Raw genomic sequence first — 14,895 nt, forward strand, 5'->3', positions numbered from 1 at the left:
CGGGCGGGGCCGGCCGGGCGGGGGGCCGGAATCCAGGAGGGCGCGCGGGGGCCCGGTCAGGCCGGGCAGGCGGGCCCGGCCGGGTCAGAGCGCGGGCGGGCGGGCCCGGACCCCGTCACGAGGCCGAGGGCCGGCCGGGTGGCAGGGGCCCGTCAGGGGGAGCGGCGGATGAGGAGGAGGGCGCGGTCGTCGTTGACGTCCTTGGCCACCTTCTCGATCAGGTGCCACGCCGCTCCCTCCCACCCCGCGGCGACGTAGCGGTCGGCCTCGCCGGTGAGGCGGTCGATGCCCTCGCTGATCTCTCGCTCCGCGGTCTCGACGAGCCCGTCGGTGAACAGCATCAGGACGTCGCCCCGCCGCAGGTTGCCCCGGGCCGGGGTGAACTCCGCGCCGTCGTAGACGCCGAGCAGCGGTCCTTCCCCGGTGACCTCCCGCCAGCGGCCGGTGCCGGCGGAGAGCTGGAGGGCGGGGAGGTGGCCGGCGGAGAGCAGTTCGTAGTCGCCGGTCTCCAGGTCCAGGACGAGGTGGATGGAGGTGGCGAAGCCCTCGTCCCAGTCCTGGCGCAGCAGGTAGCCGTTGGCGGCGGGGAGGAAGTCCCGGTGCGGGAGGGCGCCGAGGAGGCCGCCGAAGGCTCCGCTGAGCAGGAGGGCGCGCGAGCCCGCCTCCATGCCCTTGCCGGAGACGTCGGTGAGGACGATCTCCAGGGTGCGGCCGCCGTTGGTGCGGGCGGCGACCACGAAGTCGCCGGAGAAGGACTGGCCCCCGGCCGGCCGCAGGGCCATCTCGCGGTGCCAGCCGCGCGGCAGGGCGGGCAGCTTGCTCTGGACCCGGATCCGTTCGCGCAGGTCGAAGAGCATGGTGCCGCCGCGCCGCCAGGGCACGCCGACGCGGCTGCGGAACTGGGCGATGACCAGCCCGAAGAAGCCGCAGGCGGCGACCACCAGGACGGTTCCCGGGGTGACCCGGGCGGGCCCCTGGGTGTACGGGCCGAGCACCAGGGCCTCGACGATCAGGGCGGTCGCGGAGGCGGCGTAGAGGGCGAGCAGGCTCGCGGGCCGCAGCAGCAGGCCGCCGGCCACGATGGGCAGGACCAGGGCCGACGGGGAGAACCAGACCGGCAGCATCATGGTGCCGCAGGCGATGGCGGGGACGGTCAGCAGGAGCCCGGCGAAGGCGAGCCAGTCGGAGGCGTCGCCGCGGAAGTAGTCGACGGCGGATTTGCGCAGCGCTGTGCGCGCCCGGTGCCACAGCATGCGCGTCCGGGCCATGAACGTCTCCACACGTGCTCCGGCCATTGCATCGGGACCCTATCCATCCTGGCTGTGCCCGCGCAGGGGTACCCCCGGACCGCGGGCCCTTCGACGGTCGAAAACACTTCGACCGCGACGGAATGCCCTGGTAAGGATGACCGCATGGCTCTGGAGATGCGCGTTTTGTCAATGGATGACTGGGACGTCTGGTTCGATCATCTGGAACTGGCGTTCGGCGGCGTGCCCGAATCCCCGCAGCACCGGAAGACCTTCCGGTCCCTGACCGAGCCGGAACGTTCACTCGGCGTGTGGGACGGCGAGGACTGCGTCGGATCGGCTTCGGCCTTCAGCTTCCGGCTCTCGGTGCCGGGCGGCGGCGCGCCGGTTCCGGCGGCCGGCGTGACGATGGTGGGCGTCGCCCCGACGCACCGCCGCCGCGGGGTGCTCACCTCGCTGATGCGGCGCCAATTGGACGACATCCGTGCGGGTGGCGAGCCGATCGCCGTGCTGACGGCCTCGGATCCGGCGATCTACGGACGTTTCGGCTACGGCACCGCCGCCTACGCCCTCTCCGTGGACGTCGACACGACCCGGGTGCGGCTCTCCGTGCCCCCGGGGACGGACGACGTACGGCTGCGCCTGGTCGACCCGGAGAAGGCCCTGCCCGACTGCGAGCGGGTCTACGCCCGGCTGGTCGCCCGGCGTCCCGGCATGCCGGCCCGGCAGCCCGGCTGGGACCTCAAGACGCTGCTCGACCCGGAGGGGCACCGGGGCGGGTCCTCGCCGCTGAAGTGCGCGGTGGCCGAGGGCGCGGACGGCGAGGTCGTCGGGTACGCCCGTTACCGGGTCACGCCGGACTGGGAGCAGACCGGCTCGGACGGCAAGGTCCAGGTCCAGGACGTGGACGCGCTGCACCCGGCGGCGTACGCGGCGCTGTGGCGCTACCTCTTCGGGATCGACCTCACCTGGAGCGTGCGCGCGTTCGGGCGGCCGGTGGACGATCCGCTGCTGCACCTGGTCAGCGACATCCGGCGGATCCGGACGCGGCAGCGGGACTCGCTGCACGTGCGGCTGGTGGACCTGCCGGCGGCGCTCGGTGCGCGGGCCTACGGGGCCCCGCTGGACGTGGTCCTGGACGTCGAGGACGCCTTCTGCCCGTGGAACGCGGGGCGGTGGCGGCTGACGGCGGACGCGGACGGTGCGGCGCTGTGCGAGCGGACCGAGGACGGGGCGGACCTGGCGCTGTCGGTCCGGGAGCTGGGCTCGGCGTACCTCGGCGGGATCACCCTGGCCTCGCTGGCGGCGGCGGGCCTGGTGCGCGAGCTGCGTCCGGGCGCCCTGACGCGGGCTTCCCGCGCCTTCGCCGGGGACGTCGCGCCCTGGCTCCCGCACGGCTTCTAGGTCCGCCGCGGCGGAAAGGGAGGCCGCGGGCGGTCAGCGGGACTGGCAGCCGGGGCACCAGAAGAGGTTGCGGGCGGCGAGGCCGGCGGTGCGGATCTCGCTCCCGCAGACGTGGCAGGGCATGGCGGCGCGCCGGTAGACGTACACCTCGCCGCCGTGGTCGTCCACGCGCGGCGGGCGGCCCATCGCCTCGGGCAGGTGCTCGTCGCGGACGGTGTCGATCCGGTTGTTCCGCACGCCCTCGCGCATCAGCGCCACGAGGTCGCTCCAGATCGCGTCCCACTCGCTCCGCGCGAGGTCCTTGCCGAGCCGGTACGGGTCGATGCCGTGCCGGAAGAGGACCTCGGCGCGGTAGACGTTGCCGACGCCCGCGACGACCTTCTGGTCCATGAGCAGGGCGGCGACGGTGGTGCGGGAGCGGGAGATCCGCTTCCAGGCGCGGTCCGGGTCGTCGGCCGGGCGCAGCGGGTCGGGGCCGAGCCGGTCGTGTATCGCCTTCTTCTCGCCCTCGGCGACGATGGCGCACGCGGTGGGGCCGCGCAGGTCGGCGTAGTGCTCCTCGTTCAGCAGCCGCAGCCGGACCGTGTCGGTGGCCGGCGGGGCCGGGGCGGGGCCGAAGCCGAGCTTGCCGAAGAGGCCGAGATGGATGTGGATCCAGGCGTCGCCGAGTTCCAGGAAGAGGTGCTTGCCGTGGGCCTCGGCGCTCTCCAGCTCGCGCCCGTCGAGGAGGGCCGCGCTCTCGGCGAACCGGCCCTGGGGGCTGCTGACCCGGACCGTCCGGGCGGCGAAGCGCTCGGTGTGGTCCTGGGCGAGGCGGTGGATCGTATGCCCCTCGGGCACGGCACTGCTCCTACGTCCGGGTGGGTCGCGGGGGGCGGCGGCGCGACGGCTCACCGATGAACCTGCCTACTGGTCCTGCGGGTGGTGGGCGGGGATCGGGGGGAGCTCGCCGGTCTGCTCGTAGGCGGTGAGCATGTCGATGCGGCGGGTGTGGCGCTCCGCCCCGGAGTACGGGGTCTTCAGGAAGGCGTCGATGAAGGCGACGACCTCGTCCTGGGTGTGCATGCGGCCGCCGACGGAGATGACGTTGGCGTTGTTGTGCTCGCGGCCCAGCTCGGCCGTCTGGACGCTCCAGGCCAGGATGGCGCGGATGCCCTTGACCTTGTTGGCGGCGATCTGCTCGCCGTTGCCGGAGCCGCCGATCACGATGCCGAGGCTGTCCTCGTCCGCGGCGGTCCGCTCGGCGGCGCGGAGGCAGAAGGGCGGGTAGTCGTCCACCTCGTCGTAGATGTGGGGCCCGCAGTCGACGGGCTCGTGGCCGTTGTTCTTGAGCCAGTCCACCAGGTGGTTCTTGAGCTCAAAGCCGGCATGGTCGGATCCGAGATACACGCGCATGGGTCGAGTGTGGCACGAGGGCTCTCGAAGATCCGCAGAGGGTGTCGCGTATGTCACTTCTAAACCTCAAGTAAACCCAAAGAACCCAGACGGGACGGGTCGGGACCTTGATCCCGACTTCCGGGCCTCAGGCAACTATCGGAGGAAAGTCTTCCGCACTGGCCGGAAATCGGGTTTGAATGCCGCAACTCGAAACCCGAGAACCTAAGGAATCGTCCATGAGCACCACGACGACCCTTCAGAAGGCAGGCGACCCGACCGGTGAACCCGGATCCGCCAAGCCCTCCGACGGTCTGAAGGCCGGTCTCAAGAACCGGCACCTGTCCATGATCGCCATTGGCGGCGTCATCGGCGCCGGCCTCTTCGTCGGCTCCGGCGGAGGCATCGCCAAGGCCGGTCCGGCCATCCTCCTGTCCTACCTGCTCGTCGGCGCCATGGTCGTCTTCGTCATGCGGATGCTGGGCGAGATGGCCGCCGCGAGCCCGAACTCGGGCTCCTTCTCCGCCTACGCCGACCGGGCGCTGGGCCGCTGGGCCGGTTTCTCCATCGGCTGGCTCTACTGGTTCTTCTGGGTCGTCGTACTGGCCGTCGAGGCCACCGCGGGCGCGAAGATCCTCGAAGGCTGGGTCCCGGCCGTCCCGCAGTGGGGCTGGGCCCTGATCGTCATGGCGGTCCTGACCGTCACGAACCTCGGCTCGGTCGCCTCCTACGGCGAGTTCGAATTCTGGTTCGCGGGCATCAAGGTCGTCGCCATCGGCGCCTTCGTGATCGTCGGCATGCTCGCCGTCTTCGGCGTGCTGCCGGGCTCGGACAACCCGGGCGCGGGCTTCGCACACCTGACGGACGCCGGCGGGTTCATGCCGAACGGCTGGGGCTCGGTCCTCACGGGCGTGCTGATGGTCGTCTTCTCCTTCATGGGCAGCGAGATCGTCACCCTCGCCGCCGGCGAGTCCGAGGACCCGCGCCGCGCCGTCACGAAGGCCACCAACTCGGTGATCTGGCGCATCGGCGTCTTCTACCTGGGCTCGATCTTCATCGTCCTCACGCTGCTGCCGTGGAACGACAAGTCGATCGTCGACAAGGGCTCCTACGTCGCCGCCCTGGACTCGATCGGCATCGCGCACGCCGGCCAGATCATGAACGTGATCGTCCTGACGGCCGTCCTGTCCTGCCTGAACTCGGGCCTGTACACCGCCTCGCGCATGGCCTTCTCGCTCGGTGAGCGCGGCGACGCGCCCAAGGCCTTCGCCAAGGTCAGCAAGCGGGGCGTGCCGGTGACCGCGATCCTCGGCTCGGTCGTCTTCGGCTTCGCCGCGGTCTACTTCAACTACACCTCCCCCGACACGGTCTTCAGCTTCCTGCTGAACTCCTCGGGTGCGATCGCGCTCTTCGTGTGGCTGGTGATCTGCCTGACCCAGCTGCGGATGCGCGGGATCCTGATGCGCGAGGCGCCGGAGAAGGTGACGGTGAAGATGTGGCTCTTCCCGTACCTGACCTGGGCCACCGCCGCGATGATCACCTTCGTCCTGGGCTACATGGTCTACGACAAGGACAACCGTGAGACCGTCATGCTCTCGCTGCTGGTCGCCGCCGTCGTCGTGGTGATCGGCGTGCTCCGCTCGGCGCTGCGCCGCAAGGGCGGCGTCGAAGCCGTCGCCGACGCCGCCGTCGACGCCTAGCCCTCCCGGCACGCACAAGCAGCCCCGGACCGCGCTCGCGGTCCGGGGCTGCCGTGCAGTGGAGCGGGTACGGGGCTCAGCCCCGGCGGCCCGCCAGCTTCCAGGCGGCCGGCAGGGCGCCCATGGCGAGCGCGGCCTTGAGGGCGTCGCCGATCAGGAACGGGACCAGACCCGCCGCGACGGCGGCGCTCAGGGACATGCCGGTGGCGGCCATCAGGTACGGCACGCCGACCGCGTAGATGACGGCCGAGCCCAGCACCATGGTGCCCGCGGTGCGCAGCACCGAGCGGTCGGCCCCGCGCCGCGCGAGCGCGCCGACGACGGTGGCGGCGAGCAGCATGCCGAGCACGTAGCCGAAGGAGGCACCGCCCGCGCCGGAGGTGCCGCCCGCGAACCACGGCACGCCGGCCATGCCGACCAGGGCGTACAGGGCCAGCGAGAGGAAGCCGCGGCGGGCACCGAAGGCGGCGCCCACGAGCAGGGCGGCGAAGGTCTGGCCGGTGACCGGTACGGGCGAGCCGGGAACGGGAACCGAGATCTGCGCGGCGAGGCCGGTGAGCGCGGCTCCGCCGACGACGAGCGCGATGTCGCGGACACGGCTCGCGGGCAGCAGGTCGGCGAGGACGGCGCCGGGCCGGAAGGAGACGGAAGCAGTGCTCATCGGGGGGCTCCGCGGGGTGGTGATCGACAGGACACCGTGAGGCTACGGCGGGCCGTGGCGCCGCCCCACCGCCGGGCGGGACAAAGGCATACTCCCCGGTTTGGTGGAGACCGGACAAAGCCCCGCCCCTACACCCGAGTCGGAGTGATCCTCGTCACGGGCCAGATTCGACCACACGTCCTTTTTGCTCCTGCGGGTGTCCTCCGGCAAGACTGTAGGTTCCCGCCAATCCCCTGTGCAGCCGCCAGCGCCGCTTGGCCGATCGAGAGTACGAGCATCTCCTCATGCGCGACCACCTGCCCGACCCGAACGTCACCGCGGGCGACCTGCCCCCGGAACCCCTCAGCCACAGCCTCAAGCAGCGCCACCTGACCATGCTGGGCCTCGGCGGCGTGATCGGCGCCGGGCTCTTCGTCGGCTCCGGCGCCGGCATCGGCATCGCCGGACCCGCGATCATCTGCTCCTACCTGCTCGCGGGCGTCCTCGCGATGCTGGTGATGCGGGCGCTCGGCGAGATGTCGGCCGCGATGCCCGCCTCCGGTTCCTTCTCCGTGTACGCGGAGAAGGCCCTGGGACGCTGGGCCGGCTTCTCGGCCGGCTGGCTCTACTGGTTCCTGCTGGTCGTCGTGCTCGCCGTGGAGGCGACCGGCGCCGCGAAGATCGCGAACGGCTGGGTGCCCTCGGTCGACCAGTGGGTGTGGGTGCTGATCTTCATGGTGGTCTTCACCGTGAGCAACCTGGCGGCCGTGAAGAACTTCGGTGAGTTCGAGTTCTGGTTCGCGGCCCTCAAGGTCGGGGCCATCGTCCTGTTCCTGGTCCTGGGCACCCTGGCGATCTTCGGCCTGCTCCCCGACACGGATCCCGTGGGCACGGCCAACCTGACCGGCCGCGGCGGCTTCTTCCCGGCCGGCTTCGGCGGGGTGGTCGCCGGCATGCTCGCGGTGATCTTCGCCTTCGGCGGCCTGGAGGTCGTCACGATCGCGGCCGCCGAGTCGGACGACCCGGCCCGCTCGGTGGCCCGCGCGGTGCGCAGCGCGGTGTGGCGCATCCTCTTCTTCTACGTCGGCTCGATGCTGGTCATCGTGACCCTGCTGCCGTGGGACTCGCTGAAGCCGGGCGAGAGCCCGTACGTCGCGGTGCTGGACTCCATCGGGATCCCGGCCGCCGGGCAGATCATGAACATCGTGGTGTTCGTGGCGCTGCTGTCGGCGCTGAACGCCAACCTCTACGGCTCATCGCGCATGGTGTTCTCCCTGGCCGAGCGCGGCGAGGCGCCGCGGGCCCTGCTGAAGGTGTCCGGCGGCGGGGTGCCGCGCCGGGCGGTGTTCGCCTCGGTGGCCTTCGGTTTCGTGTCCGTCGTGCTGAACCTGCTGTGGCCGGACACGGTGTTCCTGTACATGCTCAACGCGGTCGGCGCGGTGCTGCTGTTCGTGTGGGCGCTGATCGCGGTCTCGCAGCTGCGGCTGCGCCGGATCCTGGAGCGGGAGATGCCGGAGCGGCTGACGCTTCGGATGTGGCTGTTCCCGTACCTGACGTGGGCGGCGCTGCTGGGGATGGCGGCGGTGCTGGTGCTGATGCTGTTCGACGACTCGGYGCGGCCGCAGCTGCTGTGGTCCTCGGGTGCGGCGGCCGCGGTGCTGCTGGTGGCGTGGCTGCGTGAGGTGCGCGAGCGCCGGGCCGGGACGGTGGCGGCCGACGGGGCGTAGCCCTGCGCGCGTAGGCCCGTACGCCCGTACGCCCGTACGCGCTGGGACGAGCGGATACCAGGACCCCCGTGCGTGGCGCGGGGGTCCTGGGCGTCCTTCAGGTGCGCAGGTAGGAGGCCCCGTTGACGTCGAGGACGGTGCCGGAGCTCCAGAGCGCCGCCGGGGAGGCCAGGTAGAGCACGGCGGAGGCGATCTCGGCGGGGTCCGCGACCCGGCCGAAGGGGCTCTGGGCGCGGATCGCCTCGCCCTCGGGGCCCTCCAGGCGGCCGGCGACCCGTTCGGTGGCGACGAACCCGGGGGCGACGGAGGCCACCGCGATGCCGTGCGGGGCCAGGGAGACGGCCAGGGACTGGCCCAGCGCGTGGAGCGCGGCCTTGGTGGCTCCGTAGGCGGGGTGGTCGGGTTCGCCGCGGAACGCGCCGCGGGAGCCGACGTTGACGATGCGGCCCTCCCGGCCGGCTCCGATCATGCGGTGGGCGACGCGGTGGCTCAGGTGGGCCGCGCCGAGGAGGTTCACGTCGACGGTGCGCCGCCAGGCCTGCTGCCAGTCCTCCCAGGAGGTGTCCGCCAGGGGGTGACCGACCATCACGGCGGCGTTGTTGACCAGTACGTCCACCCCGCCCAGCGCCGCGTCGGCCGCGTCCGCCAGCTCGGCGACGCGGGCCGGGTCCGCGAGGTCCGCGGCGAGCAGCGCGTGCCCTTCCCCCTCCAGTGCGGCGAGGGTCTCCTCGGCGTCCGCCCCGCGGGCGGAGCAGTGCACGGCGACCCGGTCGCCCTGCGCGGCGAAGGCGGCGGCGATCGCCCGCCCGATGCCCCGGGAGGCGCCGGTGACGAGGACGCCCCGGCCGGTGGCGGGCAGTGGTGTCGCGGTCCGGTCCATGGTGCGGCCCCTCTCGGCGCGTTGCCGGGCGCGGCCCGCCCGGTCTGCCGCGAGCGTACGGACGTGATCACGATCGGTGAACCGCTCGTCCGCATACCGGACGCAGAACGTCCGGTGAGCGGACACTCGGCACACTGGGGCCCTTCGCACCAACCCCCCGCACACGCCGCACACCGGACAGGCACACCCCCATGAGCCAGAGCAGCACCCTCGCGCCGCCCCCAGGGCAGCAGGCCCCCGCCGGATCCCCCCTGGGCAACGGCCTCAAGCAGCGCCACCTCTCGATGATCGCCCTCGGCGGGGTCATCGGCGCCGGGCTCTTCGTGGGCTCGGGCGCCGGCATCGCGGCGGCGGGGCCCTCGATCGTGCTCGCCTACGCCGCCTCCGGGCTGCTGGTGATGTTCGTGATGCGGATGCTCGGCGAGATGTCCGCCGCCAACCCCGCCTCCGGCTCCTTCTCGGTGCACGCCGACCGGGCGATCGGCCCCTGGGCCGGCTTCACCGCGGGCTGGATGTTCTGGATCCTGCTGTGCGTGGGCGTGGCCATCGAGGCGATCGGCGCGGCGCACATCATGACGGGCTGGTTCCCCGGCACCCCTTCGTGGATGTGGGTGCTCGTCTTCATGGCCGTCTTCTGCGGCAGCAACCTGGGCGCCGTCTCGCGATTCGGCGAGTTCGAGTTCTGGTTCGCCGCCCTGAAGATCGGGGCCATCGCCCTCTTCCTGGGCCTGGGCACCCTCGCCGTCCTGGGCCTGCTGCCCGGCACCTCCTCCCCGGGGGCCGCCAACCTGGTCCGCGACGGCGGCCTCCTGCCCAACGGGGTCGACGGCCTGCTGGTCGGCCTGCTCGCCTCGGTCGTCGCGTACGGCGGACTGGAGACGGTGACCATCGCCGCCGCCGAGTCCGACGACCCGGTCAAGGGCGTGGCCAAGGCCGTGAAGACCACCATGTGGCGGATCGCGGTCGTCTACGTCGGCTCGATGCTGATGATCGTGACCCTGCTGCCCTGGAACGACCCCGCGGTCACCGCGGTCGGCCCCTACGCCGCCACCCTGGACCACCTGGGCATCCCGGCCGCCGGCGAGATCATGAACGTGGTCATCCTGATCGCCCTGCTCTCCGCGATGAACGCCAACATCTACGGCTCCTCACGCATGGCCCACTCCCTCGTCGCCCGGGGCCAGGGCCCCAGGGCGCTGGGCAAGGCCACCGGCGGGGTGCCGCGCCGGGCGGTGCTCGCCTCCTGCGGCTTCGGGTTCGTCACCGTCCTGCTCTCGTACTGGTACCCGGACACCCTGTTCGCCTGGCTGCTGAACATGGTCGGCGGGGTCATCCTCATCGTCTGGGGCTTCATCGCGGTCTCCCAGTCCGTGCTGCGCCGGCGCCTGGAGCGGGAGGCTCCCGAGCGGCTGGTCGTGAAGATGTGGGGCTTCCCGTACCTGACCTGGGTGGCGCTGGCCGGTGTCGCCGGGGTGCTGGTGCTGATGACCCTGGGCGAGGACACCCGGGTACAGGTCCTGTTCACCGGCGGGCTGACCCTGGCCCTGGCCGCGACCGGGTACGCCGTGCAGCGCCGGACCGCCGCCCGCGAGGGCTCCCCGAGCTCCGTTCCGATGTGACACCCCCGTCGGACGGCACGTCAGAGGCCGGGCTCATGCGATCGCATGAGCCCGGCCTCCGGCGTTCCGGAGGTCCGCTCAAGAGAGGCGACCCTTACTCGAAGCTCGGAATAGATACTGCTAGCGTGCAGTTGCGCATTAATTGCAATAAGCGATTGGCACGCCGAGGGGACCGGACACACGCATGGCCATCTACACGCTTCCTGAGCTTCCTTACGACTACGCGGCGCTGGAGCCGGTGATCAATCCGCAGATCATCGAGCTCCACCACGACAAGCACCACGCGGCCTACGTCGCGGGCGCCAACACCACGCTGGAGCAGCTGGAGGAGGCGCGCGACAAGGAGAACTGGGGCGCCCTCAACGGCCTGGAGAAGAACCTCGCGTTCCACCTCTCCGGCCACATCCTGCACAGCATCTACTGGCACAACATGGCCAGCCCGAAGACCGGCGAGGGCGGCGGCGAGCCCACCGCGGCCGACGGCCTGGGCGACCTGGCGGACGCGATCACCGAGTCCTTCGGCTCCTTCGCGAAGTTCAAGAAGCAGCTGACCTTCGCGTCCTCCGCGACGCAGGGTTCGGGCTGGGGCGTGCTCGCGTACGAGCCGGTCAGCGGCCGGCTGGTCGTCGAGCAGGTCTACGACCACCAGGGCAACGTGGGCGTCGCCAGCACGCCGATCCTGGTCTTCGACGCCTGGGAGCACGCCTTCTACCTCCAGTACAAGAACCAGAAGGTGGACTTCATCGAGGCGATGTGGAACGTCGTCAACTGGCAGGACGTGGCCGGGCGCTACGCCGACGCCAAGGCGAACACCCCGCTGCTGATCCCCGCCAAGGGCTGATCACCCCCGCAAGCCCGTCCGCCTCGTGATCGTCTTCTCAGCCTTCGCGTGCGGGCGTGTCCAGCAGAAGACCCCCGCGAGGACGTGACTCGCGGGGGTCTTCCGTGTACGCCGGGACTACTCGAAGGACGGGCCCCGGGTACGGGTCCGCTTGAGCTCGAAGAAGCCCGGGATGGAGGCCACGAGCAGGGTGCCGTCCCACAGGCGCGCGGCGTCCTCGCCGCGCGGGGCCGGGGTGACGACCGGCCCGAAGAAGGCCACGTCCTTGCCGTCGGCGCCGGGCACGGAGATCACCGGGGTGCCGACCTCCTGGCCGACGCGCTCGATGCCGTCCTCGTGGGAGGCGCGCAGCTCCGCGTCGAAGGTGTCCTTCAGGCCGAACGCGGCGAGCTCCGCCGGCAGACCGACCTCGGCCAGCGCCTCGGCGATCACCTCGGGGGTGTTCCCGCGGCCCTCGTTGTGGATGCGGGTACCGAGCGCCGTGTAGAGCTTGCCGGTGATCTCCTTGCCGAACTTCTGCTCGGCGGCGGTCACCACCCGCACGGGGATCCAGGCCTGGGGGCCGAGCATCTCGCGGTAGGCCTCGGGCAGCTCGTCGAGCTTGTTCTCGTTGAGCACGCCCAGGCTCATCACGTGCCAGCGGACCTCGATGTCGCGGAGCTTCTCGACCTCCAGCACCCAGCGCGACGTCATCCACGCCCAGGGGCAGAGCGGGTCGAACCAGAAGTCGACGGGGGTCTTCTCGCGCACCTGCGTGTCGGCCATGTCTCTCCTCAAGTCAGCCAAAGCGTTGCTCGCCGGCCATCCCCCTGGCCAACCGGGCCGGGCCCGCGCTCATTCCCCCGTGGGAGGATTCGAACCGAAGACCACGATCACGCACGAAGGAGTGCACGTGCCCGGAGAGAACCTGTCCCGAGACGAGGCCCGCGAGCGGGCCGGACTGCTGTCCGTCGACGGGTACGAGGTGGCCCTCGATCTGAGGTCCGCCGTGGAGGAGGCCGAACCGGCCGAAGGCCCCCGGACCTTCCGCTCGGTGACCACCATCCGCTTCCGGGCCGCGACGCCGGGCGCCTCCTCCTTCGCGGACCTGATCGCCCCCTCGGTCAACTCCGTCACGCTCAACGGCCGCGCCCTCGACCCGGCCGCCGTCTTCGACGGGTCCCGGATCGCCCTGGAGGGGCTCGCCTCCGAGAACGTCCTGGTCGTGGACGCGAACTGCGCGTACAGCCGGACCGGCGAGGGCATGCACCGCTTCGTGGACCCGGAGGACGGCGAGGTCTACCTCTACACGCAGTACGAGCCGGCGGACGCCCGCCGGGTGTACGCCAACTTCGAGCAGCCCGACCTGAAGGCCCCCTACCGCTTCGAGGTCACCGCCCCCGAGGCCTGGCAGGTGTGGAGCAACGGCGCGGAGGAGTCCCGCGAGGGGCAGGTCCGGCGCTTCGCCGAGACCGCGCCCATCTCCACGTACATCACCTGCGTGGTCGCCGGGCCCTACCACTGCGTGACGGACACCTACACCCGCGGGGACCTGACGATCCCGCTCGGCGCCATGTGCCGCAAGGGGCTGGCGAAGCACTTCGACGCCGAGGACGTCTTCCTCGTCACCAAGCAGGGCTTCGACCTCTTCCACGAGATCTTCGACTACCCGTACCCCTTCGGGAAGTACGACCAGGCCTTCGTCCCGGAGTACAACCTGGGCGCGATGGAGAACCCGGGGATGGTGACCTTCCGCGAGGAGTACATCTTCCGCGGGAAGGTCACCCAGGCGTCCTACGAGCGGCGCGCGAACGTCATCCTGCACGAGATGGCGCACATGTGGTTCGGCGACCTGGTCACCATGAAGTGGTGGGACGACCTGTGGCTGAAGGAGTCCTTCGCGGACTTCATGGGATCCTTCGGGCTCGTCGAGGCCACCCGCTTCGACCAGGCGTGGGTCACCTTCGCCAACAGCCGCAAGGCGTGGGCGTACCGGGCCGACCAGCTCCCCTCCACCCACCCGGTCACGGCCGACATCCGTGACCTGGAGGACGCCAAGCTGAACTTCGACGGGATCACGTACGCCAAGGGCGCCGCGGTCCTCAAGCAGCTCGTGGCGTACGTGGGCCGGGAGGCGTTCCTGGACGGCGCGCAGCGCTACTTCAAGGCCCACGCCTACGGCAACACCACCCTGGACGACCTGCTGTCGGTGCTCGGGGAGGTCTCCGGGCGGGACATGGCCGAGTGGTCGCGGGCCTGGCTCCAGACGGCCGGCGTGAACGCGCTCACCCCGGTGGTCACCACGGACGCGGACGGCCGGATCACCGAACTGGCGGTGCTCCAGGAGGGTGACGAGCTGCGCCCCCACCGGGTCTGCGTCGGCCTGTACCGGATCGAGGCGGGCGCGCTGGTGCGCTACGCGCGGGCCGAGGCGGACGTGGCCGGGGTGCGGACGGCGGTCGCGGAACTGGCCGGGCTGGACCGTCCCGACCTGGTCCTGGTCAACGACGAGGACCTCACCTACTGCAAGATCCGCTTCGACGAGGCCTCCCTGGAGACGCTCCGCGGCCACCTCGGCGACCTCACGGACCCGCTGGCGCGAGCCCTTTGCTGGTCGGCGCTGTGGAACCTGACGCGCGACGCGCTGATGCCGGCCCGGGACTTCCTCGCGCTGTTCCTCGCCCACGCCGGCCGGGAGACCGACGTCGGCGTGCTCCAGATGCTGCACGGGCAGGCGCTGAGCGCGGTCACCCACTACGCGGCGGACGGGCGGCGCGAGCAGAGCGGCCGGGACCTGGCGGCGGGTGCCCTGCGCGAGCTGCGGCTGGCCGAGCCGGGGTCGGAGCACCAGCTGACCTGGGCCCGGTTCTTCGCGGCGAGCGCGGCGACCGAGGGCGACTTCCAGCTGCTGCTGGGCCTGCTCGACGGGACGGCCCGGATCGACGGGCTGGACGTCGACCAGGAGCTGCGCTGGGACTTCCTGCTGCCGCTGGCGGCGCACGGGTCGGTGGACGAGGGCGTGCTCGGCGCGGAACTCGCCCGCGACGACACGGCGTCGGGCAAGCGGCACCAGGTGCGGTGCCTGGCGGCGCGGCCGTCGGCGGCCGTCAAGGACCAGGCGTGGGCGGCGGTCGTCGAATCGGACGCGCTGTCGAACGCGCTGGTCGAGGCCACCATCGACGGAATGCAGCAGCCCTCGCGGCGCGACCTGCTCGCCCCGTACGCCGACCGGTACTTCGAGGTGATCGAGCGGATCTGGGCGCAGCGCTCGATCCAGATCGGGATCCACGTGGTGAAGGGGCTCTACCCCATGCTGCAGGACTCCGCGGCCACGGTCGCGGCGACCGACGCCTGGCTGGCCGGTCATCCGGAGGCGGCGCCCGCGCTGCGGCGGCTGGTCCTGGAGTCCCGCGACGACCTGGCCCGCGCCCTGCGCGCCCAGGCCCGCGACGGCGCCTGACCCCGGCCGTCGGCGGGGCCGGGC

12 protein-coding genes are annotated in these 14,895 nt (G+C 71.8%); 6 read left to right on the forward strand and 6 right to left on the reverse strand.

What is annotated here, in order from left to right; all coding sequences use genetic code 11:
* Positions 1-152: 152 nt before the first annotated feature.
* The gene (locus tag AB4039_RS24865) at positions 153-1,295 is read right to left on the reverse strand and encodes a PP2C family protein-serine/threonine phosphatase (protein WP_266839026.1); all 1,143 of its coding nucleotides are present in this window, start codon (positions 1,293-1,295) and stop codon (positions 153-155) included.
* 117 nt (positions 1,296-1,412) lie between these two features.
* Between AB4039_RS24865 and AB4039_RS24870 the strand changes: the two genes are divergently transcribed.
* Positions 1,413-2,651 (forward strand): GNAT family N-acetyltransferase, encoded by a 1,239-nt coding sequence (locus AB4039_RS24870; RefSeq protein WP_266839027.1) that lies wholly within the window; start codon positions 1,413-1,415, stop codon positions 2,649-2,651.
* Between the two features lie 33 nt (positions 2,652-2,684).
* Here the strand turns inward: AB4039_RS24870 and AB4039_RS24875 are convergent, their stop codons facing one another.
* A complete protein-coding gene (locus tag AB4039_RS24875) occupies positions 2,685-3,491 on the reverse strand; it encodes a DNA-formamidopyrimidine glycosylase family protein (protein ID WP_266839029.1) in 807 nt (268 codons plus the stop codon).
* 66 nt (positions 3,492-3,557) lie between these two features.
* Positions 3,558-4,046 (reverse strand): ribose-5-phosphate isomerase, encoded by a 489-nt coding sequence (locus tag AB4039_RS24880; protein WP_266839030.1) that lies wholly within the window; start codon positions 4,044-4,046, stop codon positions 3,558-3,560.
* A gap of 218 nt (positions 4,047-4,264) precedes the next feature.
* Between AB4039_RS24880 and AB4039_RS24885 the strand changes: the two genes are divergently transcribed.
* Positions 4,265-5,725: an amino acid permease gene (locus AB4039_RS24885; protein WP_442271859.1), complete on the forward strand. Its 1,461-nt coding sequence runs from the start codon at positions 4,265-4,267 to the stop codon at positions 5,723-5,725.
* A gap of 76 nt (positions 5,726-5,801) precedes the next feature.
* On the opposite strand, the gene AB4039_RS24890 is transcribed toward AB4039_RS24885, so the two are convergent.
* Positions 5,802-6,386 carry a biotin transporter BioY gene (locus tag AB4039_RS24890; RefSeq protein WP_266839032.1) on the reverse strand — a complete coding sequence of 195 codons (585 nt, stop codon included), beginning with the start codon at positions 6,384-6,386 and terminating at the stop codon, positions 5,802-5,804.
* A 284-nt stretch (positions 6,387-6,670) separates the two neighbouring features.
* Here AB4039_RS24890 and AB4039_RS24895 point away from each other — a divergent pair, with 284 nt between their 5' ends.
* Complete coding sequence (locus tag AB4039_RS24895; RefSeq protein WP_442271860.1) at positions 6,671-8,092, forward strand: amino acid permease; 1,422 nt, start codon at positions 6,671-6,673, stop codon at positions 8,090-8,092.
* Between the two features lie 97 nt (positions 8,093-8,189).
* Here the strand turns inward: AB4039_RS24895 and AB4039_RS24900 are convergent, their stop codons facing one another.
* Positions 8,190-8,972, reverse strand: coding sequence for an SDR family oxidoreductase (locus tag AB4039_RS24900; RefSeq protein WP_266839035.1), 783 nt, complete (start codon positions 8,970-8,972; stop codon positions 8,190-8,192).
* 191 nt (positions 8,973-9,163) lie between these two features.
* Between AB4039_RS24900 and AB4039_RS24905 the strand changes: the two genes are divergently transcribed.
* Both AB4039_RS24905 and AB4039_RS24910 read left to right on the forward strand, forming a co-directional pair.
* Positions 9,164-10,591 (forward strand): amino acid permease, encoded by a 1,428-nt coding sequence (locus tag AB4039_RS24905; protein WP_442271861.1) that lies wholly within the window; start codon positions 9,164-9,166, stop codon positions 10,589-10,591.
* A gap of 184 nt (positions 10,592-10,775) precedes the next feature.
* The gene (locus AB4039_RS24910) at positions 10,776-11,432 is read left to right on the forward strand and encodes a superoxide dismutase (protein ID WP_266839038.1); all 657 of its coding nucleotides are present in this window, start codon (positions 10,776-10,778) and stop codon (positions 11,430-11,432) included.
* 117 nt (positions 11,433-11,549) lie between these two features.
* Here the strand turns inward: AB4039_RS24910 and AB4039_RS24915 are convergent, their stop codons facing one another.
* Complete coding sequence (locus AB4039_RS24915; protein WP_266839040.1) at positions 11,550-12,197, reverse strand: mycothiol-dependent nitroreductase Rv2466c family protein; 648 nt, start codon at positions 12,195-12,197, stop codon at positions 11,550-11,552.
* 127 nt (positions 12,198-12,324) lie between these two features.
* Here AB4039_RS24915 and pepN point away from each other — a divergent pair, with 127 nt between their 5' ends.
* Positions 12,325-14,871, forward strand: coding sequence for an aminopeptidase N (gene pepN / locus AB4039_RS24920; RefSeq protein WP_266839041.1), 2,547 nt, complete (start codon positions 12,325-12,327; stop codon positions 14,869-14,871).
* Positions 14,872-14,895 lie beyond the last annotated feature (24 nt).

It is taken from the genome of Streptomyces sp. M-16 (genome assembly GCF_052114405.1).
Classification (GTDB): domain Bacteria; phylum Actinomycetota; class Actinomycetes; order Streptomycetales; family Streptomycetaceae; genus Streptomyces.